The 21,666-nt window shown below is 49.0% G+C and carries 20 protein-coding genes, 1 other RNA gene and 1 pseudogene; 13 read left to right on the top strand and 9 right to left on the bottom strand.

From position 1 onward, the window contains the following. Positions 1–20: 20 nt before the first annotated feature. From tdcC to tdcA, 3 genes are all read right to left on the bottom strand, one after another. Positions 21–1,352, bottom strand: coding sequence for a threonine/serine transporter TdcC (gene tdcC, locus ACU8XX_RS03040; protein WP_000107723.1), 1,332 nt, complete (start codon positions 1,350–1,352; stop codon positions 21–23). A gap of 21 nt (positions 1,353–1,373) precedes the next feature. Then, a complete protein-coding gene (gene tdcB / locus ACU8XX_RS03035) occupies positions 1,374–2,363 on the bottom strand; it encodes a bifunctional threonine ammonia-lyase/L-serine ammonia-lyase TdcB (RefSeq protein WP_000548347.1) in 990 nt (329 codons plus the stop codon). A 98-nt stretch (positions 2,364–2,461) separates the two neighbouring features. After that, entirely contained in the window at positions 2,462–3,400 is a 939-nt protein-coding gene (gene tdcA / locus ACU8XX_RS03030) for a transcriptional regulator TdcA (protein ID WP_000104211.1), read from the bottom strand. 314 nt (positions 3,401–3,714) lie between these two features. Here tdcA and tdcR point away from each other — a divergent pair, with 314 nt between their 5' ends. The 3 genes and pseudogenes from tdcR (at position 3,715) to ACU8XX_RS03015 (ending at position 5,938) form a co-directional block, all read left to right on the top strand. Then, complete coding sequence (gene tdcR, locus ACU8XX_RS03025; RefSeq protein WP_001301311.1) at positions 3,715–3,933, top strand: transcriptional activator TdcR; 219 nt, start codon at positions 3,715–3,717, stop codon at positions 3,931–3,933. Positions 3,934–4,188: 255 nt separating this feature from the next. Continuing rightward, positions 4,189–4,728, top strand: a complete 540-nt coding sequence (gene yhaB / locus ACU8XX_RS03020) for a protein YhaB (RefSeq protein WP_000675733.1) — start codon at positions 4,189–4,191, stop codon at positions 4,726–4,728. A 21-nt stretch (positions 4,729–4,749) separates the two neighbouring features. Next, positions 4,750–5,938 (top strand): annotated as a pseudogene (locus ACU8XX_RS03015) (YhaC family protein). 507 nt (positions 5,939–6,445) lie between these two features. Here the strand turns inward: ACU8XX_RS03015 and rnpB are convergent. From rnpB to garP, 5 genes are all read right to left on the bottom strand, one after another. Beyond that, an RNA gene (rnpB, locus tag ACU8XX_RS03010) (RNase P RNA component class A) lies at positions 6,446–6,822 on the bottom strand. Positions 6,823–6,854: 32 nt separating this feature from the next. After that, complete coding sequence (garK, locus tag ACU8XX_RS03005) at positions 6,855–8,000, bottom strand: glycerate 2-kinase (RefSeq protein WP_001300387.1); 1,146 nt, start codon at positions 7,998–8,000, stop codon at positions 6,855–6,857. 96 nt (positions 8,001–8,096) lie between these two features. Next, positions 8,097–8,987 carry a 2-hydroxy-3-oxopropionate reductase gene (garR, locus tag ACU8XX_RS03000; protein ID WP_001303675.1) on the bottom strand — a complete coding sequence of 297 codons (891 nt, stop codon included), beginning with the start codon at positions 8,985–8,987 and terminating at the stop codon, positions 8,097–8,099. 29 nt (positions 8,988–9,016) lie between these two features. After that, positions 9,017–9,787 carry a 2-dehydro-3-deoxyglucarate aldolase gene (garL, locus tag ACU8XX_RS02995; RefSeq protein ID WP_001058209.1) on the bottom strand — a complete coding sequence of 257 codons (771 nt, stop codon included), beginning with the start codon at positions 9,785–9,787 and terminating at the stop codon, positions 9,017–9,019. Positions 9,788–9,802: 15 nt separating this feature from the next. Beyond that, positions 9,803–11,137, bottom strand: coding sequence for a galactarate/glucarate/glycerate transporter GarP (garP, locus tag ACU8XX_RS02990; RefSeq protein ID WP_000599636.1), 1,335 nt, complete (start codon positions 11,135–11,137; stop codon positions 9,803–9,805). A 374-nt stretch (positions 11,138–11,511) separates the two neighbouring features. Here garP and garD point away from each other — a divergent pair, with 374 nt between their 5' ends. The 3 genes from garD to yhaV all read left to right on the top strand — a co-directional run bounded on the left by garD (position 11,512) and on the right by yhaV (position 14,031). Next, complete coding sequence (garD, locus tag ACU8XX_RS02985; RefSeq protein ID WP_001273753.1) at positions 11,512–13,083, top strand: galactarate dehydratase; 1,572 nt, start codon at positions 11,512–11,514, stop codon at positions 13,081–13,083. A 148-nt stretch (positions 13,084–13,231) separates the two neighbouring features. Then, positions 13,232–13,567, top strand: coding sequence for a type II toxin-antitoxin system antitoxin PrlF (prlF, locus tag ACU8XX_RS02980; protein WP_053893542.1), 336 nt, complete (start codon positions 13,232–13,234; stop codon positions 13,565–13,567). Further along, positions 13,567–14,031, top strand: coding sequence for a type II toxin-antitoxin system ribonuclease toxin YhaV (yhaV, locus tag ACU8XX_RS02975; RefSeq protein ID WP_000347251.1), 465 nt, complete (start codon positions 13,567–13,569; stop codon positions 14,029–14,031). Before prlF ends, yhaV begins: the two co-directional genes overlap by 1 nt. 54 nt (positions 14,032–14,085) lie before the next feature. On the opposite strand, the gene agaR is transcribed toward yhaV, so the two are convergent. Next, positions 14,086–14,895: an aga operon transcriptional regulator AgaR gene (gene agaR, locus ACU8XX_RS02970; RefSeq protein ID WP_000072187.1), complete on the bottom strand. Its 810-nt coding sequence runs from the start codon at positions 14,893–14,895 to the stop codon at positions 14,086–14,088. Between the two features lie 248 nt (positions 14,896–15,143). On the opposite strand from agaR, the gene kbaZ reads away from it, so the two are divergent. The 7 genes from kbaZ to ACU8XX_RS02935 all read left to right on the top strand — a co-directional run bounded on the left by kbaZ (position 15,144) and on the right by ACU8XX_RS02935 (position 21,665). Continuing rightward, the gene (kbaZ, locus tag ACU8XX_RS02965) at positions 15,144–16,424 is read left to right on the top strand and encodes a tagatose-bisphosphate aldolase subunit KbaZ (protein WP_000681905.1); all 1,281 of its coding nucleotides are present in this window, start codon (positions 15,144–15,146) and stop codon (positions 16,422–16,424) included. A gap of 22 nt (positions 16,425–16,446) precedes the next feature. Beyond that, positions 16,447–16,920: a PTS N-acetylgalactosamine transporter subunit IIB gene (gene agaV / locus ACU8XX_RS02960; protein WP_001295547.1), complete on the top strand. Its 474-nt coding sequence runs from the start codon at positions 16,447–16,449 to the stop codon at positions 16,918–16,920. 10 nt (positions 16,921–16,930) lie between these two features. Further along, positions 16,931–17,710: a PTS N-acetylgalactosamine transporter subunit IIC gene (gene agaW, locus ACU8XX_RS02955; RefSeq protein WP_000406214.1), complete on the top strand. Its 780-nt coding sequence runs from the start codon at positions 16,931–16,933 to the stop codon at positions 17,708–17,710. Continuing rightward, positions 17,700–18,578: a PTS N-acetylgalactosamine transporter subunit IID gene (gene agaE / locus ACU8XX_RS02950; RefSeq protein ID WP_001295548.1), complete on the top strand. Its 879-nt coding sequence runs from the start codon at positions 17,700–17,702 to the stop codon at positions 18,576–18,578. Before agaW ends, agaE begins: the two co-directional genes overlap by 11 nt. A 17-nt stretch (positions 18,579–18,595) precedes the next feature. Next, positions 18,596–19,030 carry a PTS galactosamine/N-acetylgalactosamine transporter subunit IIA gene (gene agaF, locus ACU8XX_RS02945; protein WP_000948824.1) on the top strand — a complete coding sequence of 145 codons (435 nt, stop codon included), beginning with the start codon at positions 18,596–18,598 and terminating at the stop codon, positions 19,028–19,030. Next, positions 19,027–20,160, top strand: coding sequence for an N-acetylglucosamine-6-phosphate deacetylase (gene nagA / locus ACU8XX_RS02940; protein WP_001324786.1), 1,134 nt, complete (start codon positions 19,027–19,029; stop codon positions 20,158–20,160). Before agaF ends, nagA begins: the two co-directional genes overlap by 4 nt. A gap of 350 nt (positions 20,161–20,510) precedes the next feature. Continuing rightward, positions 20,511–21,665 carry an AgaS family sugar isomerase gene (locus ACU8XX_RS02935; RefSeq protein ID WP_001125706.1) on the top strand — a complete coding sequence of 385 codons (1,155 nt, stop codon included), beginning with the start codon at positions 20,511–20,513 and terminating at the stop codon, positions 21,663–21,665. Position 21,666: the final 1 nt, after the last annotated feature.

The raw sequence follows: 21,666 nt of genomic DNA, 5'->3' as shown, positions 1-21,666 counted from the left end.
TTCTCATCCTGAGTTACGGATTAAAACAGTTTGTATACGATGTTCAGGATGGTCAGCAGACCAATCACGGTAACAAACACGTTATCCAGACGACCACGGTATTTCGCCAGAGACGGCGCTTTACGGATGGCATACATCGGCAACAGGCACAGCAGGGATGCGATAATCGGTGCGCCCATGGCTTCAATCAGGTCAAGGATGTTCGGGTTGGCGTAGGCAACAACCCAGGTGGAGCCCATGATGAAGATCATGCTGATAGTGTTCAGTTTACCCAGCGACACTTTAGTTTTGTCGCCTTTATAACCAAACTTCAGGACCAGGCCATTCAGACCTTCCAGCGTTCCCAGATAGTGACCGAAGAAAGATTTGAAGATAGCCACGAGTGCGATGATGGAAGCCGCATATTCCAGTGTAATCGCGAACGTTGTTTTGGTACCGGTCATGGACGCAAAGTGGTTAGCCAGATAAGAAAGCACTGGAATATTCTGCGCTTTGGCTTCCGCCATGTTGGCCGGAGACAGAGTAAACAGGCAGCTAAAGGCAAAGAACATCACCACTGCAACCATCAGCATGCTGGCACGAGAAATGATTTGGGAACATTTACGTTCGGTGAAGTCGCGACCGAAGTCTTTCTCATACTCTTCACGCTTAGAAACCACGAAGGAAGAGACGATTGGCGAGAAGTTAAAGGAGAAAACCATGATGGAAATCCCCAGCCAGACAGTGATCAGGATACCGTCATGACCGGTTAACGACAGCGAACCGAGGTCAACCTGGTCGATAACTGCAGAGTTCCAGTAAGGGATCAGCGACAAAGAAATCAGCACCAGGCTGGCGATAAACGGCCATACCAGGTAGCTCATCACTTTAACCATCAGATCCTTACCAAACCAGATGACGAAAGCCATCAGCAGCAACAGGAACAGCGCCACAAAGCCGCGATTCAGCGGTGCAAAGCCGAGCTGGTTTTCCCAGAACGTCATAAAGGTATTGGTAATAGTAACGCCATAAATCCACAGCAGTGGGCAAATCGCGAAGAAGTACAGGAACGTGATAACCACGCCGCCAGTTTTACCAAAATGCTCTTCCACCGTTTCCGTAATGTTGCCGGAAGGGTTAGAGCCAGAAAGACACAGACGCGCCAGCGCCCGGTGGCAATAAAACGCGATGGGGTATGCCAATACCAACATCAGAAGAATCGGGATCAGTCCGCCAAAACCTGCGCGGATAGGGAAGAACAGCACCCCGGCGCCGATTGCCGTACCAAACAAGCCTAACGTCCATGTGGTATCTGATTTACGCCAGGACGATTGTTTTGTCTGGCTGGATACAATGCTATCTGAAGTACTCATATCCTATCCTCAACGAATTAATTAAGCGTCAACGAAACCGGTGATTTGAGAGACGCGAGAAAGATCGATATTGCCGCCGGAAATAATACTGACGGTTTTTCTGTTTTGAATATATTGGTCTAATTTACCGCTTAATAATGCAGCACATGCCAGAGCGCCTGCGCCTTCGGTGACGACTTTATTGCGCTGAATTAAGGCAATCATACTGTTTCTGATTTCGTCTTCGCTGACCAGCACGATGTCATCGACTAATTCACGAACGATTTCGTAAGTTAAATTACCCGGGCGGGAGACATCACAACCATCCGCCAGGGTGCCGGTAGTTCGGTGCGTGGTTATTTCTCCGGAGTGGAAAGAAGCCGCCATGCCGTGAACGTTTTCAGACTGTACGCCAATAACACGAATGGTCGGGTTAATAGATTTAATTGCCACCGCAATACCAGCAATTAAACCGCCACCACCAATTGGCACAATCACGTTATCGACATCATAGAGATCTTCCATAATTTCCAGACCAATCGTTCCCTGGCCAGCAATCACTTTCGGATCATCGTAAGGTGGGATAAAAATACGGCCTTCCATTTCGACAATTTCGCTCACTTTAGCGATAGTGTCGTTGAAGTTATCACCATGCAGAACGACTTCTGCGGAGTAGTCGCACGTTGCCGCTACTTTGGATTTTGGCGCACCTTTTGGCATCACCACTTTACCGTCGATACCCAGCATCGCGCAGGAGAGGGAAACCCCTTGCGCATGGTTGCCCGCAGAACAGGCCACCACGCCTTTGCGTTTTTCCGCATCGGTCAGTGAACTTAATTTATTAAATGCGCCACGAATTTTAAATGAACCCGTACGCTGCATATTTTCAAACTTCAGGAATATTTCACCTTTGCAACGTTCACTAAAATAGTTGGAGCGAGGCATGCCTGTTTTATAAATTCGCCCAGCCAGTCGTTGTTTCGCTTCAATAATGTCATCAATAGCAACCGGCAGATCGTATGTAATATGCATTATAAAACCTCTTCGCCTGAATTAAATATGTAGGTAACCGTAACCGACACCTGCAAGACAGACAGGTGGATTATTTATGTTTAAATAAAAACAAATAACTAACCAACTTCTATTAATTGCCTTCGTCTACACCCATTATAAGATGAATACTCTTTGGCTAATTCCACCAAAACCGATGCTGCTTTTTTAATACGATAATTTTTCGACCATACCGCGGCATATTGTGCCACAGGTAATGTTTCTTCAACCGGAATAGTAATAAATTGATTAGAACCAAAAGGTGACGTCATATCACAAGGAATTACAGTTAAGAAATCAGCATTGAGAACAAGATTATAAATTGTCACGACTGAGTCGGTTTTAACGATGTTTTCAATACTGATGCCATTTCTTTGTAACGTAGTAAGCAGTTCGCTGTAGTACCCCATATTAGTTTGTGGCAACACCCACTGTTCGTTCTTCAACGACTCCAGCGTGGTGGTGCCGGTGCATGTTCGGGACTTACTGGCTACCAGCACAAACTCGGACTCGAACAGCGGCTCAACATGTAAATCCTGAAGCTTCATTTCTGCACTTAACGTACCAATCGCAAAATCCAGTCGACCGTCGCGGATTGCCGGTAAGAACGAAGACAGTTGCGCTTCATACATAGAAACCTGCGCTTTCGGGAACACCTCTTTGAACTTGTTGATCATCCCTGACATAAAAGTAAAACCAATCAATGAAGGAAAACCAAATGAGACTTCCACCACCGCCTCAGAAGACATACCGCTTATCTCATTAACCATATTTTTCATTTCACGGGTAATGGATTCGGAACGGGAGAGTAACAATTGACCGGCAGGTGTTAATGTTACACCGGTATTTTTCCGCACCACTAATTCCACACCAAAATAATCTTCAATATCGTTAATGATTTTACTGACGGCCGGTTGAGTTAACCCTAATTCTTTTGCAGCCGAGCCGATAGAACCACTTCTAATGACTTCCTGAAAGACTACCAGGTGCTGCGTTTTCGGAAGAAGAATAGTGCTCATAACGACCTACGTTAATTACCTCATTGACGGCATGAAGTGTATCAAAATGAAATGAACAGGATATGTGCGACCACTCACAAATTAACTTTCAATACTTTCCAGAGTATCGTTATTACAATTAAATACCTTTAAATATCAACAAGTTAAAGTATAAAAATCAGTATAAACCCTGATTTTTGTCAAAAAAAATGACGGGGATAACCATATTTTATGGCGATAACATCATTCGTTATGTGGTTAATACAAAAAAGGGGCTGAGACCATATTTCAAGCAATTACCGGATAATTACCAGGCAAAATTTGAGTTAAATTTAATGAGCAAGTTCTCAAATTTTATTATAAATAAACCATTTTCAGTGATAAATAATGCGGCATGTCACATTTTTTCACGCTATTTGTTGGAGAACAAACATTTATTTTATCAATATTTTAAAATTTCGAATACATGTATTGATCATCTCGAACAATTGATTAACGTCAACTTTTTCTCTTCTGACAGGACGTCATTTTGTGAATGCAATCGTTTTCCATAAATTCTTCTCCCCTCATAGGCGACGAATAGCATTTTGTGTTGAGGATCACAAAACGAATAATTGCTGATCGCCGCGATAAGGTCAGACAAAGACAACAAGGGAAATTTTCACAGAGCTTTTGATCGGCGTAGGCCACAGAATGTTGCTTCGTTTACTGTAACGCCGGGTAAATGAGCGTTTTTTGATAGTGCGAAAGAACCCTGCGAGGAAAATAAGCATCTATTATTGTTTGTCATGATGACAAGGCAGGCATCAATGAAAGGCTTCCCAATTGCGCATATTTTTCACCCTTCAATCCCGCCAATGCACGCAGTGGTTAACAATCACAATAGAAATATTGATTATTGGACGGTAAAAAGAAAGTTTGCAGAAATTGTCTCCACCAATGACGTTAATAAAATTTACAGTATAAGTAATGAACTGCGGAGAGTATTATCTGCAATAACTGCATTGAATTTCTATCATGGCGATGTTCCTTCTGTCATGATCCGAATCCAACCGGAAAATATGAGTCCATTCATTATAGATATTTCTACAGGAGAACATGATGATTATATCATACAAACATTAGATGTAGGCACTTTTGCACCTTTTGGTGAACAATGTACTTGCTCAGCCGTCAATAAAAAAGAGCTGGAATGTATTAAGGAGACGATTTCTAAGTATTGTGCAAAATTCACCCGAAAAGAAGCCATCTTAACACCCCTTGTGCACTTTAATAAAACCAGCATTACTTCAGATTGTTGGCAAATTCTCTTTTTTTCACCCGATCATTTTAATAATGATTTTTATTGATTATTTATAAAGGATAAAATAATGTTCCCTGTTTCATCAATTGGTAATGATATTAGTAGTGATTTAGTCCGTCGAAAAATGAATGACCTTCCTGAAAGCCCAACAGGAAATAACCTCGAAGCACTAGCACCAGGTATAGAAAAACTAAAACAGACCTCTATTGAAATGGTCACTTTACTTAACACGTTACAACCTGGTGGAAAATGCATTATCACTGGTGATTTTCAAAAAGAATTAGCGTACTTACAAAATGTAATTCTTTATAATGTCTCGTCTCTTCGTCTGGATTTTTTAGGTTATAACGCCCAAATTATTCAACGATCGGACAATACTTGTGAACTTACCATTAATGAACCGTTAAAAAACCAGGAAATATCCACAGGTAATATCAATATTAATTGCCCATTAAAAGATATTTACAATGAAATCAGGAGGTTAAACGTAATTTTTAGTTGTGGGACTGGAGATATCGTTGATCTATCCTCTCTGGACTTACGTAATGTCGATTTAGATTATTATGATTTCACAGATAAACATATGGCTAATACTATTTTAAATCCTTTTAAATTGAATTCAACAAATTTTACTAATGCCAACATGTTTCAGGTTAATTTTGTTAGTTCAACACAAAACGCCACAATCTCCTGGGATTATTTACTAAAAATAACACCTGTTTTAATAAGCATTAGCGATATGTATTCTGAAGAAAAAATCAAGTTTGTCGAAAGTTGTTTGAATGAGCCTGGAGACATTACCGAAGAACAATTAAAAATTATGAGATTTGCAATTATAAAATCTATACCAAGAGCAACTCTTACAGATAAATTAGAAAATGAATTAACAAAAGAAATATATAAAAGCTCATCGAAAATCAACAATTGCTTGAACAGAATTAAATTACCAGAGATGATAGATTTCTCATCAGAAAAAATACATGATTATATCGACATAATCATTGAAGATTATGAAAATATCAAAGAAAATGCTTATCTGGTCATTCCCCAAATTAGTTATACTATGGATTTAAACATAGAAGACTCTAGCTCAGAAGAGTTACTTTCAGATAATGGTATCGAGAAAGACGATAATTCTTCTGACAATTACTTTGAGGTCGAAAAAATATAACACACATGAAGCATATAACTCAGAGGAACTATATTTTACCAGAGAGGACTATACGTATGATTACGACCTTTTAAATGCAATATAGACTTAATAACTTCTTACAAAGTCTATTATTAATACCGTAAATATTCATGCTTCTTACCCTGTGCACCAAAAGCAAAAACTTATCGATGCGGGTTTGAAACTGATGGCAACCGCAAAAATGCCTGATGCGCTACGCTTATCAGGCCTACGCCATCTCTGCAATATATTGAATTTGCGTGCTTTTGTAGGCAGGATAAGGCGTTCACGCCGCATCCGGCATGAATAAAGCGCACTCAACAATCTGAAACCCGCCGGAACGGTTTATTACGTACATCAGGTGAAACTGACCGATAAGCCGCTTTCTTTTGGGTATAGCGTCGTGGACAGTCATTCATCTTTCTGCCCCTCCCAAAGCAAAAACCCGCCGGTTTACGCTGGCGGGTTTTCGTTAAATCAGGTGAAACTGACCGATAAGCCGCTTTCTTTTGGGTATAGTGTCGTGGACAGTCATTCATCTTTCTGCCCCTCCAAAAGCAAAAACCCGCCGAAGCGGGTTTTTACGTAAATCAGGTGAAACTGACCGATAAGCCGGGTTCTGTCGTGGACAGTCATTCATCTAGGCCAGCAATCGCTCACTGGCTCAAGCAGCCTACCCGGGTTCAGTACGGGCCGTACCTTATGAACCCCTATTTGGCCTTGCTCCGGGTGGAGTTTACCGTGCCACGGACTGTTACCAGCCGCGCGGTGCGCTCTTACCGCACCCTTTCACCCTTACCTGATCCCGCTTGCGCGGGCCATCGGCGGTTTGCTCTCTGTTGCACTGGTCGTGGGTTTCCCCCCCAGGCGTTACCTGGCACCCTGCCCTATGGAGCCCGGACTTTCCTCCCCTCCGCCCGTCTCCCCCGAAGAGGACGACGACGAAGCGGCGACTGTCTGGTCAGCTTCGGCGCGCAGTATAGAGGGTTTGCGCGCCCTTGTCACCCCGCGTTGCGCATTCCAATCGCCAGTGTCGCGGCGATATTACGTGAAGCACGGCAGATATTGTCATAAGCCCCGCGGAATGCTTCGTCCAACGTACCTATGCTGGTCAATACGCTGAAGACCGCATCAATGCCATGCTGATGTACAACGCCAACATCATCGGTCAGGCTACCCGCAATGCCAATCACCGGTTTATGGTACTTCTTCGCCACGTTTGCGACACCAATCGGTACCTTCCCGTGAATACTCTGGCTGTCAATACGCCCTTCACCGGTGATCACCAGCGTACAATCGTGAATATGTTCCTCCAGATTCAGCGCCGTAGTGACGATTTCAATACCACTTTTCAGTTCCGCACCAAGAAACGCCATTAGCGCCGCGCCCATACCACCCGCAGCTCCTGCACCGGGGACATCTTTCACATCAACATGCAGCGCTTTTTTAATGACCTCGGCATAGTGAGAGAGGTTATTGTCCAGCTCAACAATCATCGCTTCACTGGCTCCCTTTTGTGGGCCAAAGATGCGCGATGCGCCGTTATCGCCCACCAGCGGATTGGTGACATCACAAGCGACGCGAATGACGCAATCTTTTAAGCGCGGATCGAGGCCGGAAATATCAATATCATTCAGAGTATTAAGACTACCGCCGCCAAAACCAATTTCATTGCCGTTGGCGTCGCATAATTTCGCCCCCAGCGCCTGTACCATGCCTGCGCCGCCATCATTTGTAGCGCTGCCGCCAATGCCGATAATAATGTTTGTCGCACCGCTCTCCAGCGCCTGCAGGATTAACTCGCCTGTGCCGCGTGAAGTGGTCACGAGTGGATCGCGTTTTTCCGCAGGTACCAGCTCCAGCCCACTGGCCGCCGCCATTTCAATAAACGCGGTTTTGCCATCGCCGGAGATCCCCCAACTGGCATTCACTTTCTCGCCCAGCGGCCCTGTAACCCAGGCGTGACGTTCAGCCCCCTGGGTGGCTGCAATCATCGCTTCCACCGTTCCTTCGCCACCGTCGGCAACCGGAACAGAAACGTACTGTGCATCAGGAAAAATTTCCCGAAATCCTTTTTCTATCGCCTGCGCAACCTCGCTGGCAGATAAACTTTCTTTATAAGAGTCTGGGGCGATTACGATTTTCATACCTATGCCTGTTACCACATGACGCCGGAGGGCGTTTCTCTTATTCGGCCTGGATTCCAGGCCCGGATTGCAATACGCCATCCGGGCACGACGTCATTAACGAGTAACTTCGACTTTCGCCAGTTTTTCGTAGTAGCACGCCAGGGCGCTATGATCCGCCGTTCCTAAACCATCTGCTCGCAGTGCCTGCATCATCTCCATAACCGCAGCTGTGAGCGGCAGTTGTGCGCCGACGCCGTGAGAAGTATCCAGCGCATTCGCCAGATCCTTAATATGCAGATCAATACGGAAGCCCGGCTTGAAGTTGCGGTCCATCACCATCGGCGCTTTGGCATCCAGCACGGTACTGCCCGCCAGTCCACCGCGAATTGCCTGATAAACCAGGTCCGGGTTAACGCCCGCTTTAGTTGCCAGCGTTAACGCTTCTGACATCGCGGCAATATTCAGCGCCACAATGACCTGATTTGCCAGTTTGGTGACGTTACCTGCACCGATTTCCCCGGTATGCACCACGGAACCCGCCATCGCTTTCATCAAATCATAGTATTTGTCGAAAATAGCCTTGTCGCCGCCCACCATCACTGACAGCGTACCGTCGATGGCTTTCGGTTCACCGCCGCTCACCGGAGCATCCAGCATATCAATGCCTTTCGCTTTCAGCGCTTCGCTGATTTCACGGCTTGCCAGCGGTGCGATAGAACTCATATCGATCAATACCGTACCTGGCTTCGCGCCTTCAATAATGCCATTCTCACCCAGCGCCACCTCTTTCACATGAGGGGAGTTTGGCAGCATGGTTATGATGACGTCGCACTGTTCAGCGATCGCTTTAGCCGTAGACGCTGTTTCTGCACCTGCAGCAATCACGTCAGCAATAGCTTCTGGGTTACGGTCAGCAACCACCAGCGAGTAACCTGCTTTCAGAAGGTTTTTACTCATTGGTTTACCCATAATCCCCAGGCCAATAAAACCAACTTTCATAGTCATATCAATCATCTCTCTTGTTGCGGTGGTGGTTATTTTTTAAAGGTATCAGCCAGTTTCTGAGTGGCAGAGCGGAAGACGCCGAGATCGCTGCCGACAGCCACAAACGTCGCGCCCCATTCCAGATAACGACGCGCATCGGCTTCGACCGGCGCGAGGATACCGCTGGGTTTGCCGTGCGCGCTGGCACGGTTAAAAATGTGCTGAATTGCTTTTTGTACATCCGGGTGTGATGCATTGCCGAGATGGCCTAATGCCGCGGCCAGATCGCTGGGGCCGACGAAGATGCCGTCTACGCCTTCGGTAGCGGCAATGGCATCGACGTTATCTACGCCCTGCTGACTTTCTATCTGGACCAGAATAGTGATGTTCTTGTTCGACTGAGCGAAATAATCCGCCACGGTGCCAAACATATTGGCGCGGTGAGAAACGGAGACGCCGCGAATGCCTTCCGGTGGGTAACGGGTTGATGCCACCGCCAGCTCTGCTTCCTCTTTTGTTTCTACAAAAGGAATCAGGAAGTTATAGAAACCGATATCCAGAAGACGCTTAATAATTACCGGCTCGTTGGTCGGCACTCGCACTACTGGCGCGCTGGCGCTGCCTTTCAAGGCCATTAACTGCGGAATAAACGTGGAGATATCGTTTGGCGCATGTTCGCCATCCAGCACCAGCCAGTCAAACCCAGCCAAACCAAGAACTTCAGTGCTAATCGGGTTAGAGAGTGCTGACCAGCAACCAATTTGTACCTGTTTCGCAGCCAGTGCGGCTTTGAATTTATTCGGGAAAACATCGTTATTCATCGCTTATACCTTTGCTTATTTCTGCAATTCCATACGTTTAATGTCGCCAACTACGAAGAGGTAGCAGACCATCGCCATCAGCGCTGAACATCCCACGAAAACCAGTGCTGCATTGAAGGAGTGCAGTTCACTTACCAGGTAGCCAATCACCAGTGGAGTGACAATGGAGGCAACATTGCCAAAGACGTTAAAGACGCCGCCGCAGAGGCCAACAATCTCTTTCGGCGCGGTGTCAGAAATCACCGGCCAGCCCAGCGCACCAAATCCTTTGCCAAAGAAAGCCAGCGCCATCAGCATGACCACCAGCGTGGTGTTGTTGGTGTAGTTACATAAGATGATGGTGGAAGCCAGCAACATTCCCAGCACAATCGGTAGCTTACGTGCCAGGGTCAGGGATAAACCGCGTTTGATCAGATAATCCGAGAAGACACCTCCCAGCACGCCGCCCGCAAAACCACACAGTGCTGGAATCGAGGCGACCAGACCCACTTTCAGAATCGACATGCCTTTTTCCTGCACCAGATAAATCGGGAACCAGGTGAGGAAGAACCAGGTGATGGTGTTGATAAAATATTGTCCGAAAAATACGCCCAGCATCATGCGGTTAGAGAGCAATTGCTTGATGTAATGCAGTTTGGGTCCGCTTGCTGCCGCACTGCCCGGCTTTTTGTGGTCCATATCGACCACCGCGCCATTTTCAGAGATAAACTTCAGCTCTTCCGCAGACATACGTGGGTGATCTGTCGGGTTATGAATCAACTTGATCCACAGCGCCGTCAGCACAAAACCAATCACCCCCATAACGGTAAAGACGTGCTCCCAGCCCCAGGCGAAAGTCAGCCAGCCAAGCAGCGGCGAAAAGAGCGCCAGCGAGAAATATTGCGCCGAGTTAAAGATGGCGGAGGCAGTACCACGTTCTTTCGTCGGGAACCAGGCGGCGACAATTCGGGCGTTCGCCGGGAATGATGGCGCTTCCGAGAAGCCGAGCATAAAGCGCATAAAGAACATGGAGATCCCTGCCCAGGCCAGCGGGAACATATCAACAAAGCCTTGCAGGAAGGTGAATAGCGACCAGAAAAAGAGGCTGTAGGTGTAAACTTTTTTCGAGCCAAACTTATCAAGCAGCCAGCCGCCGGGGATTTGCATCAGCAAGTAGGCCCAGCCAAAAGCGGAGAAGATGTAACCCATCGAAACCGCACTTAACTGCAACTCTTTTGCCACTTCGGTACCAGCAATAGACAGCGTTGCACGATCGGCGTAGTTAACGGCGGTAACAATAAAAATAATCAGTAATATTAAATAGCGGGTATGCACGCCTTTCTTTTTTTCGTCAACGGTGTCCAGAATCATTTTATTTACCTCGGGTACTTATGCTGATTTTTATTATTATGGGGAAGGTGTTATTTATGAGTTTCATTTATGCCGTAACGACAATGAACTCGGGAATTAGTATAAGCAGCGCGAGAATAATAATCATTGTGCAAATGCTAATTTAATTAATACTATTTAAATATTATTTTGAGCATATGCACATAAGGTTGCGCGCTAAAGCACAGATTTGCGCTTTACCTTACCGGGCGGCACTGCAATCCCTGAAATGATTGACATTGATCACATTTCTGCGTTTAAACTCCTGACATTCTTATTTCACCCAATGAAGTCATTTATTTTTAAATGAGACCAGGTCCTCATTTTAATAACCCCTGGCTGGAGAATATTGCACAATGGCCAACATCGAAATCAGACAAGAAACGCCAACTGCGTTTTATATAAAAGTTCACGACACAGATAATGTGGCAATTATTGTTAATGATAATGGCCTGAAAGCAGGAACGCGTTTTCCGGATGGGCTGGAATTAATTGAACATATTCCCCAGGGGCATAAAGTCGCATTGCTGGACATTCCGGCTAATGGTGAAATTATTCGTTATGGCGAAGTGATTGGTTACGCCGTGCGTGCAATCCCACGCGGAAGCTGGATCGACGAATCAATGGTTGTACTACCGGAAGCGCCGCCGTTACACACGCTGCCACTGGCAACCAAAGTCCCGGAACCCTTACCGCCGCTGGAAGGATACACCTTTGAGGGCTATCGCAATGCCGATGGCAGCGTGGGCACCAAAAACCTGCTCGGTATCACCACCAGCGTCCACTGTGTGGCAGGCGTGGTGGACTATGTAGTAAAAATCATTGAACGCGATCTGCTACCGAAATACCCGAACGTCGATGGCGTGGTGGGGCTGAATCATTTGTACGGTTGTGGCGTGGCGATTAACGCACCGGCGGCAGTTGTACCTATCCGTACCATTCACAATATTTCGCTGAATCCTAACTTTGGCGGCGAAGTAATGGTGATTGGCCTGGGTTGTGAAAAGTTGCAGCCTGAGCGCCTGCTGACTGGAACGGATGATGTGCAAGCTATTCCAGTAGAAAGCGCCAGCATTGTCAGTTTGCAGGATGAAAAGCATGTCGGTTTTCAGTCCATGGTCGAGGATATTTTGCAGATCGCCGAACGCCATCTACAAAAACTGAATCAACGGCAGCGAGAAACCTGCCCGGCTTCAGAACTGGTCGTTGGTATGCAGTGCGGTGGCAGCGATGCGTTTTCTGGTGTAACGGCAAACCCGGCGGTTGGCTATGCGTCTGATCTACTGGTGCGCTGCGGCGCAACGGTGATGTTTTCAGAAGTAACGGAAGTGCGTGACGCGATCCATCTGCTGACACCACGCGCAGTGAACGAAGAGGTCGGCAAACGGCTGCTGGAGGAGATGGAGTGGTACGATAACTATCTCAATATGGGAAAAACCGACCGCAGCGCCAACCCTTCGCCGGGCAACAAGAAAGGCGGTCTGGCAAACGTGGTAGAGAAGGCACTCGGCTCCATTGCTAAATCGGGTAAAAGCGCAATTGTTGAAGTGCTGTCGCCCGGTCAACGCCCGACTAAACGCGGATTAATTTACGCCGCGACGCCAGCCAGCGATTTTGTCTGTGGCACGCAACAGGTGGCTTCGGGTATCACAGTGCAAGTGTTTACGACCGGTCGTGGTACGCCGTACGGCCTGATGGCGGTACCCGTCATTAAAATGGCAACCCGCACCGAGCTGGCGAACCGCTGGTTTGATTTAATGGATATTAATGCGGGCACCATCGCTACCGGCGAAGAAACTATTGAAGAGGTGGGCTGGAAGTTGTTCCACTTTATTCTCGACGTCGCCAGCGGGAAGAAGAAAACCTTCTCGGATCAATGGGGGCTGCATAACCAGCTGGCGGTGTTTAACCCGGCACCGGTGACCTGATTTCTTTTGGAACGTCCCTCGCAAAACATGGCCTTAGTGCCATGTTTTTATTGTTTAAAGCCCCCACGTCCATTAATAATGCATTTGCATTACCTTAGTTCAAGCTTATAATTTGAGCAGAAAACAGGCTGTAAAAGGACAGTGAATCATGCCCGCTAATGCTCGCTCTCACGCTGTACTGACCACTGAATCAAAGGTCACGATACGCGGACAAACAACTATCCCCGCGCCAGTGCGTGAGGCCTTAAAACTGAATCCAGGCCAGGACAGCATTCATTACGAAATTCTGCCTGGTGGGCAAGTCTTTATGTGCCGACTGGGAGATGAACAGGAGGATCATACTATGAATGCATTTTTGCGTTTTCTGGATGCAGATATCCAGAACAACCCGCAAAAAACTCGTCCATTCAACATTCAACAAGGAAAGAAACTTGTCGCTGGCATGGACGTCAACATTGATGATGAGATTGGCGACGACGAATAATGGATTTTCCACAAAGGGTTAATGGTTGGGCGCTATATGCTCATCCCTGTTTTCAGGAAACCTACGATGCTTTAGTTGCCGAAGTCGAGGCATTAAAGGGAAAAGATCCTGAAAATTATCAGAGAAAAGCTGCCACAAAGTTATTGGCGGTGGTCCATAAAGTGATTGAGGAGCATATCACGGTCAATCCATCATCACCGGCATTCCGTCATGGCAAGTCGTTAGGCTCTGGGAAAAATAAAGACTGGTCACGGGTAAAATTTGGTGCTGGTCGCTATCGTCTCTTCTTTCGTTACAGTGAAAAAGAGAAAGTCATCATTCTGGGATGGATGAACGATGAAAACACGCTGCGCACCTACGGTAAAAAAACAGATGCCTATACCGTATTCAGTAAAATGTTAAAAAGAGGACATCCTCCTGCCGACTGGGAAAGCCTCACCCAAGAGACAGAAGAAAACCATTGATGGTGTTCACAATGCCCGCCGAACGTATTCGTGTTGACCAGCGGGCACCCTTTCTCACTCCCCGACCAGAATCACTTCAACCCCAGCCTTTCGCAGTCCTTCCAGACTATCCGCAGGAATGCCTTCATCAACAATGATCATGTCGATACGTTGAGTATCAATGATCTTATGTAAACTGGAACGATTGAACTTACTGGAATCGGTGACTACGATGATCCGTTCCGCAACTTCGCACATCCGGCGGTTTAAACGGGCTTCATCTTCATTATGCGTGCTGACGCCGCGCTCCAGATCGATCGCATCTACACCAAGAAACAGCATATCGAAGTGGTAATTTTGCAGCGATTGTTCAGCCTGATCGCCGTAAAAAGATTGCGACTGACGGCGCAAATGCCCGCCGGTCATCAGCAGCTCAACGCCTTCCGCTTCCAGCAAAGCATTAGCCACGTTCATACCGTTGGTCATCGCAATTACGTCAGTGTGCTTGCGCATCAGACGAGCAATCTCAAAAGTGGTGGTCCCGGAATCGAGGATCACCCGATGACCTGGCTGAATCAACTCAACGGCAGCTTTCGCAACGCTGCGTTTCATCGCGGTGTTCAGTGCGCTTTTATCTTCCACTGATGGCTCGACTGACGGCGTCGTGCTATCGCAGATCAACGCGCCACCATAGGCACGCACAGCGATCCCCTGCTTTTCCAGAAACGCCAGATCGTTGCGGATCGTCACGGTAGATACGCCATACAATGCCGACAGATCGTTAACCTGCACACTCCCTTGCTGTCGCAGACGCTGAATGATCTGTTCTCGTCGCTCGCTGGTGCCTGTCACTCGCTTCTCACCTGAAGCGTCGGTATTACTCATAGTAAGTCCTTTCGTAAAACTTTCGTTTCATTTCGTTTTGCCTATTAACGCCTTTCTATTAAGCAAATGCAAGCCCACCTTGCCCATTGACGCAAGCTACTCTCGTTTCAGTGACTTTCATTATGTTTCTTTTGTGAATCAGATCAGAAAACTATTGTCTTTCGTTTTATTTTTATCTCACCATGACGCAGTATCAACTGAAACAAAACGAAAGATTAATATCGCAGTAATCTGAACTGGAGAGGAAAGTGAAACATCTAACAGAAATGGTGAGACAGCACAAAGCGGGCAAAACAAATGCAATTTATGCCGTTTGTTCCGCACATCCGCTGGTGCTGGAAGCTGCAATCCGCTACGCCAGTGCAAACCAAACGCCGTTACTGATTGAAGCAACCTCCAATCAGGTAGACCAGTTCGGCGGTTATACCGGAATGACGCCCGCCGATTTTCGCGGCTTTGTTTGTCAGCTCGCCGACTCGTTGAATTTCCCGCAGGATGCGTTGATTCTGGGTGGTGACCATCTGGGGCCAAACCGCTGGCAAAACCTGCCAGCCGCTCAGGCAATGGCCAATGCCGATGATTTGATTAAAAGCTACGTTGCGGCAGGATTCAAAAAAATCCACCTTGATTGCAGCATGTCCTGTCAGGACGATCCAATTCCCTTAACTGATGACATCGTGGCTGAACGCGCCGCCCGTCTGGCGAAAGTGGCGGAAGAAACCTGTCTTGAACACTTTGGCGAAGCCGATCTGGAGTATGTCATTGGTACCGAAGTGCCGGTACCTGGCGGCGCGCATGAAACCTTAAGCGAGCTGGCGGTCACCACGCCGGATGCCGCCCGCGCCACGCTGGAAGCCCATCGTCACGCCTTTGAAAAGCAAGGTTTGAATGCCATCTGGCCACGCATCATTGCCCTGGTGGTTCAACCCGGCGTCGAATTCGATCACACCAACGTTATTGATTATCAGCCCGCCAAAGCGAGCGCCTTAAGCCAGATGGTCGAAAACTACGAAACGCTGATTTTCGAAGCGCACTCTACCGATTATCAAACGCCGCAATCGCTGCGCCAGCTGGTGATTGACCACTTTGCCATTCTGAAAGTTGGCCCAGCGCTGACCTTCGCCCTGCGTGAAGCTCTGTTCTCTCTGGCGGCGATTGAAGAAGAACTGGTGCCAGCGAAAGTCTGTTCTGGTCTGCGTCAGGTGCTGGAAGACGTGATGCTCGACCGCCCGGAATACTGGCAAAGCCACTACCACGGTGACGGCAACGCGCGTCGTCTGGCGCGTGGTTATAGCTACTCGGATCGCGTGCGCTATTACTGGCCGGACAGCCAGATTGATGACGCTTTCGCTCATCTGGTACGTAATCTGGCGGATTCACCAATTCCGCTGCCGCTGATCAGCCAGTATCTGCCGCTGCAGTACGTGAAAGTTCGCTCCGGCGAGCTGCAGCCAACGCCACGGGAACTCATTATCAACCATATTCAGGACATCCTGGCGCAGTACCACACAGCCTGTGAAGGCCAATAAGCAAAACAAAGAGGAACACGCTATGCCAAATATTGTTTTAAGCCGGATTGATGAACGCTTGATTCACGGTCAGGTCGGCGTTCAATGGGTCGGATTTGCGGGGGCAAATCTGGTGCTGGTAGCCAACGATGAGGTTGCCGAAGATCCGGTACAACAAAACCTGATGGAAATGGTACTGGCAGAAGGGATCGCCGTACGTTTCTGGACGCTGCAAAAAGTTATCGACAACATTCATCGCGCCGCCGATCGACAGAAAATCCTGCTGGTTTGTAAAACACCCGCCGATTTCCTGACGCTGGTGAAAGGTGGCGTTCCGGTGAATCGCATTAACGTTGGCAATATGCACTACGCCAATGGCAAACAACAAATCGCCAAAACGGTTTCTGTGGATGCGGGCGATATCGCAGCATTTAACGACCTGAAAGCCGCTGGGGTGGAATGCTTCGTTCAGGGCGTCCCGACAGAGCCTGCTGTGGACCTCTTTAAATTACTTTGAGGGATTCATCATGGAAATCAGCCTGTTGCAGGCATTTGCGTTGGGCATTATCGCCTTTATCGCTGGCCTGGATATGTTTAACGGCCTAACACATATGCACCGCCCGGTGGTCCTCGGCCCGTTGGTCGGGCTGGTACTTGGCGATCTGCATACCGGAATTTTAACCGGCGGTACGCTGGAACTGGTGTGGATGGGGCTGGCCCCGCTGGCGGGCGCACAGCCGCCTAACGTGATTATCGGTACTATCGTCGGCACGGCGTTTGCCATTACTACTGGCGTGAAACCCGATGTCGCAGTCGGTGTCGCCGTACCTTTCGCTGTCGCAGTACAGATGGGGATTACCTTCCTGTTCTCGGTGATGTCCGGCGTGATGTCTCGCTGCGACCGGATGGCGGAGAACGCCGATACTCGCGGCATTGAACGCGTGAACTATCTGGCACTGCTGGCACTCGGCACTTTCTATTTTCTCTGCGCTTTCCTGCCTATCTACTTCGGCGCGGAACATGCAAAAACCATCATTGATGTCCTGCCGCAACGATTAATCGACGGCCTCGGCGTCGCGGGCGGCATCATGCCAGCAATCGGTTTTGCCGTGCTGCTGAAAATCATGATGAAAAACGTCTACATCCCCTACTTCATCCTGGGCTTTGTTGCCGCAGCCTGGCTCAAGTTACCGGTGCTGGCTATTGCTGCCGCTGCGCTGGCGATGGCGCTGATCGACCTGCTGCGTAAATCTCCTGAACCGACTCAACCTGCGGCACAGAAAGAGGAATTTGAAGATGGCATCTAATCAAACCACCCTGCCGAACGTCAGTGAAAACGAAGAAACATTGCTGACTGGCGTCAATGAAAACGTGTATGAAGATCAGAGCATTGGCGCGGAGCTGACGAAAAAAGATATCAACCGCGTCGCCTGGCGTTCCATGCTGTTACAAGCGTCTTTTAACTACGAACGTATGCAGGCTTCTGGCTGGTTGTACGGTCTGCTGCCTGCTCTGAAAAAGATCCACACTAATAAACGCGACCTGGCGCGCGCCATGAAGGGGCATATGGGTTTCTTCAATACCCATCCGTTTCTGGTGACATTTGTTATCGGCATTATCCTTGCGATGGAGCGTTCTAAGCAGGACGTTAACAGTATTCAGAGCACCAAAATTGCCGTCGGTGCGCCGCTCGGCGGGATTGGCGATGCAATGTTCTGGCTAACGCTACTGCCGATTTGTGGCGGGATTGGAGCCAGTCTGGCATTGCAAGGCTCCATTCTTGGCGCAGTCGTCTTTATTGTGCTGTTCAACGTGGTACACCTGGGGCTGCGTTTTGGTCTGGCGCATTATGCTTACCGCATGGGCGTGGCGGCGATTCCACTGATTAAAGCGAATACCAAAAAAGTCGGCCATGCTGCGTCTATCGTTGGGATGACGGTAATCGGTGCGCTGGTGGCAACCTATGTTCGTTTAAGCACCACGCTGGAAATCACGGCGGGCGACGCAGTGGTTAAGTTACAGGCTGATGTTATCGACAAACTGATGCCGGCCTTCTTACCGTTGGTCTACACCCTGACCATGTTTTGGTTGGTACGCCGCGGCTGGAGTCCGCTGCGTCTGATTGCAGTTACCGTGGTTCTCGGCATCGTCGGTAAATTCTGCCATTTCCTTTAAATACAATGAGGTATTAGATGTTAAGTATTATTTTGACAGGGCATGGCGGGTTTGCCAGCGGCATGGAAAAAGCAATGAAGCAAATTCTCGGTGAGCAATCGCAGTTTATCGCCATCGATTTTCCGGAAACCTCAAGCACCGCGCTGCTTACATCGCAGCTTGAAGAGGCCATCGCCCAACTGGATTGTGAAGACGGCATTGTTTTTCTGACGGATTTGCTGGGCGGCACGCCGTTTCGCGTAGCTTCAACGCTGGCGATGCAAAAACCGGGCTGTGAAGTGATCACCGGCACCAATTTGCAACTGCTACTGGAGATGGTGCTGGAGCGCGAAGGGTTAAGCGGTGAAGAATTCCGTGTACAGGCACTGGAGTGTGGACATCGTGGGCTGACCAGTCTGGTGGACGAGTTAGGCCGCTGCCATGAAGAATGTCCGGTCGAGGAAGGGATATGACACACGTTCTGCGCGCCAGAAGGCTGCTGACTGAAGAGGGATGGCTCGATGACCATCAGTTGCGTATTGCTGACGGTGTCATCGCAGCAATCGAACCGATTCCAGTGGGCGTGACTGAACGCGATGCGGAACTGCTCTGCCCCGCTTACATCGACACCCATGTACACGGTGGTGCGGGCGTTGATGTAATGGATGACGCGCCGGATGTGCTCGACAAGCTGGCAATGCACAAGGCACGCGAAGGTGTCGGCAGTTGGTTACCGACTACCGTAACCGCGCCGCTTAATACCATTCATGCGGCGCTGAAACGTATTGCGCAACGTTGCCAACGCGGCGGACCTGGTGCGCAAGTGCTGGGGAGTTATCTCGAAGGACCGTACTTCACGCCGCAGAATAAAGGCGCGCATCCGCCGGAGTTGTTTCGCGAGCTTGAAATTGCCGAGCTGGATCAATTGATTGCCGTTTCTCAGCACACCTTACGCGTGGTAGCGCTGGCACCGGAAAAAGAGGGGGCATTGCAGGCCATCCGCCATCTTAAACAGCAAAATGTACGAGTGATGCTGGGGCATAGCGCGGCGACCTGGCAACAAACTCGCGCCGCGTTTGATGCTGGTGCCGACGGCCTGGTGCATTGCTATAACGGGATGACAGGTTTACATCACCGCGAACCGGGAATGGTTGGCGCGGGATTAACGGACAAGCGCGCCTGGCTGGAACTGATAGCCGATGGTCATCATGTGCATCCGGCGGCGATGTCGCTGTGTTGTTGCTGTGCAAAAGAGAGAATCGTGCTGATCACCGACGCGATGCAGGCAGCCGGGATGCCGGATGGTCGCTATACGTTATGTGGCGAAGAAGTGCAGATGCACGGTGGCGTTGTCCGTACCGCGTCCGGTGGGCTGGCGGGCAGTACGCTGTCTGTTGATGCGGCAGTGCGCAACATGGTCGAGTTGACGGGCGTAACGCCTGCGGAAGCCATTCATATGGCATCGCTGCATCCGGCGCGAATGCTGGGTGTTGATGGTGTTCTGGGATCGCTTAAACCGGGCAAACGCGCCAGCATCGTTGCGCTGGATAGCGGGCTGCATGTGCAACAAATCTGGATTCAGAGTCAATTAGCTTCGTTTTGATAGTTTGCTCCTTTATTGGGCCTTCACTTCCCCCGTAAGGCCTTTCTTTTTCTTTCGTTTTGATCTGTGCAGCGGTGTCGGATGCGACGCTAACGCGTCTTATGCGACCTACGGTACGCCGCATCCAGCAATCGGTGAACATAGCGACGTCATTACGCAATTCTTTAATCTTCCCTTGTCTTTTCTTTTAATGATCACAGATTTCGTTTTATTTCCTTTTTCTCCATTGAACTTTCTGTTTCTTTTCTATAGATTTTAATCAACGAAAGACATCACCAAGTGAAATGAAACGAAAGGCAAGTGAAAGCGACAACGCCCGACGTCAAGTTCATCAGACTAAGGATTGAGTTATGCCAAAAAATTACACCCCTGCTGCCGCCGCAACCGGTACATGGACTGAAGAAGAGATCCGCCATCAGCCTCGCGCATGGATCCGTTCACTCACCAACATCGACGCGCTACGTTCCGCGCTCAATAACTTCCTTGAACCGTTACTGCGCAAAGAGAATCTGCGGATCATCCTGACCGGAGCCGGAACCTCGGCATTTATCGGTGACATCATCGCGCCGTGGCTCGCCAGCCATACCGGTAAAAACTTCAGCGCCGTACCGACCACCGATCTGGTCACTAATCCGATGGACTACCTGAACCCAGCCCATCCGCTGCTGTTGATCTCCTTCGGTCGATCCGGCAACAGCCCGGAAAGCGTCGCAGCCGTGGAACTGGCAAATCAATTTGTACCGGAATGCTATCACCTGCCGATCACCTGCAACGAAGCGGGCGCTCTTTACCAAAACGCGATCAACAGCGATAACGCGTTTGCCCTGCTGATGCCCGCAGAAACGCACGATCGCGGCTTTGCGATGACCAGCAGCATTACCACCATGATGGCCAGCTGCCTCGCGGTTTTCGCACCTGAGACGATCAACAGCCAAACCTTCCGCGACGTGGCGGATCGTTGCCAGGCGATCCTGACCTCACTGGGCGATTTCAGCGAAGGTGTGTTTGGTTACGCACCGTGGAAACGGATCGTTTATCTCGGTAGCGGTGGCTTACAGGGCGCAGCACGCGAGTCGGCGCTGAAAGTGCTGGAACTGACGGCGGGTAAACTGGCGGCCTTTTATGATTCTCCAACCGGATTCCGTCATGGACCAAAATCGCTGGTCGATGACGAAACGCTGGTGGTGGTATTTGTCTCCAGCCACCCTTACACCCGTCAGTATGATCTTGATCTGCTGGCTGAACTTCGCCGTGACAACCAGGCAATGCGTGTAATCGCCATCGCCGCGGAAAGCAGCGACATCGTCGCTGCCGGTCCACATATCATCCTGCCACCGTCACGTCACTTTATCGACGTTGAGCAGGCATTTTGCTTCCTGATGTACGCCCAGACGTTTGCACTGATGCAGTCGCTGCACATGGGCAATACGCCGGATACCCCATCAGCCAGTGGCACCGTTAACCGCGTGGTGCAAGGCGTAATCATTCATCCGTGGCAGGCATAAG

This window comes from Escherichia sp. MAL-1, from assembly GCF_052948035.1.
Note: the sequence above shows the minus strand (reverse complement) of the source record. Positions and strands in the feature narration are given on the sequence as shown.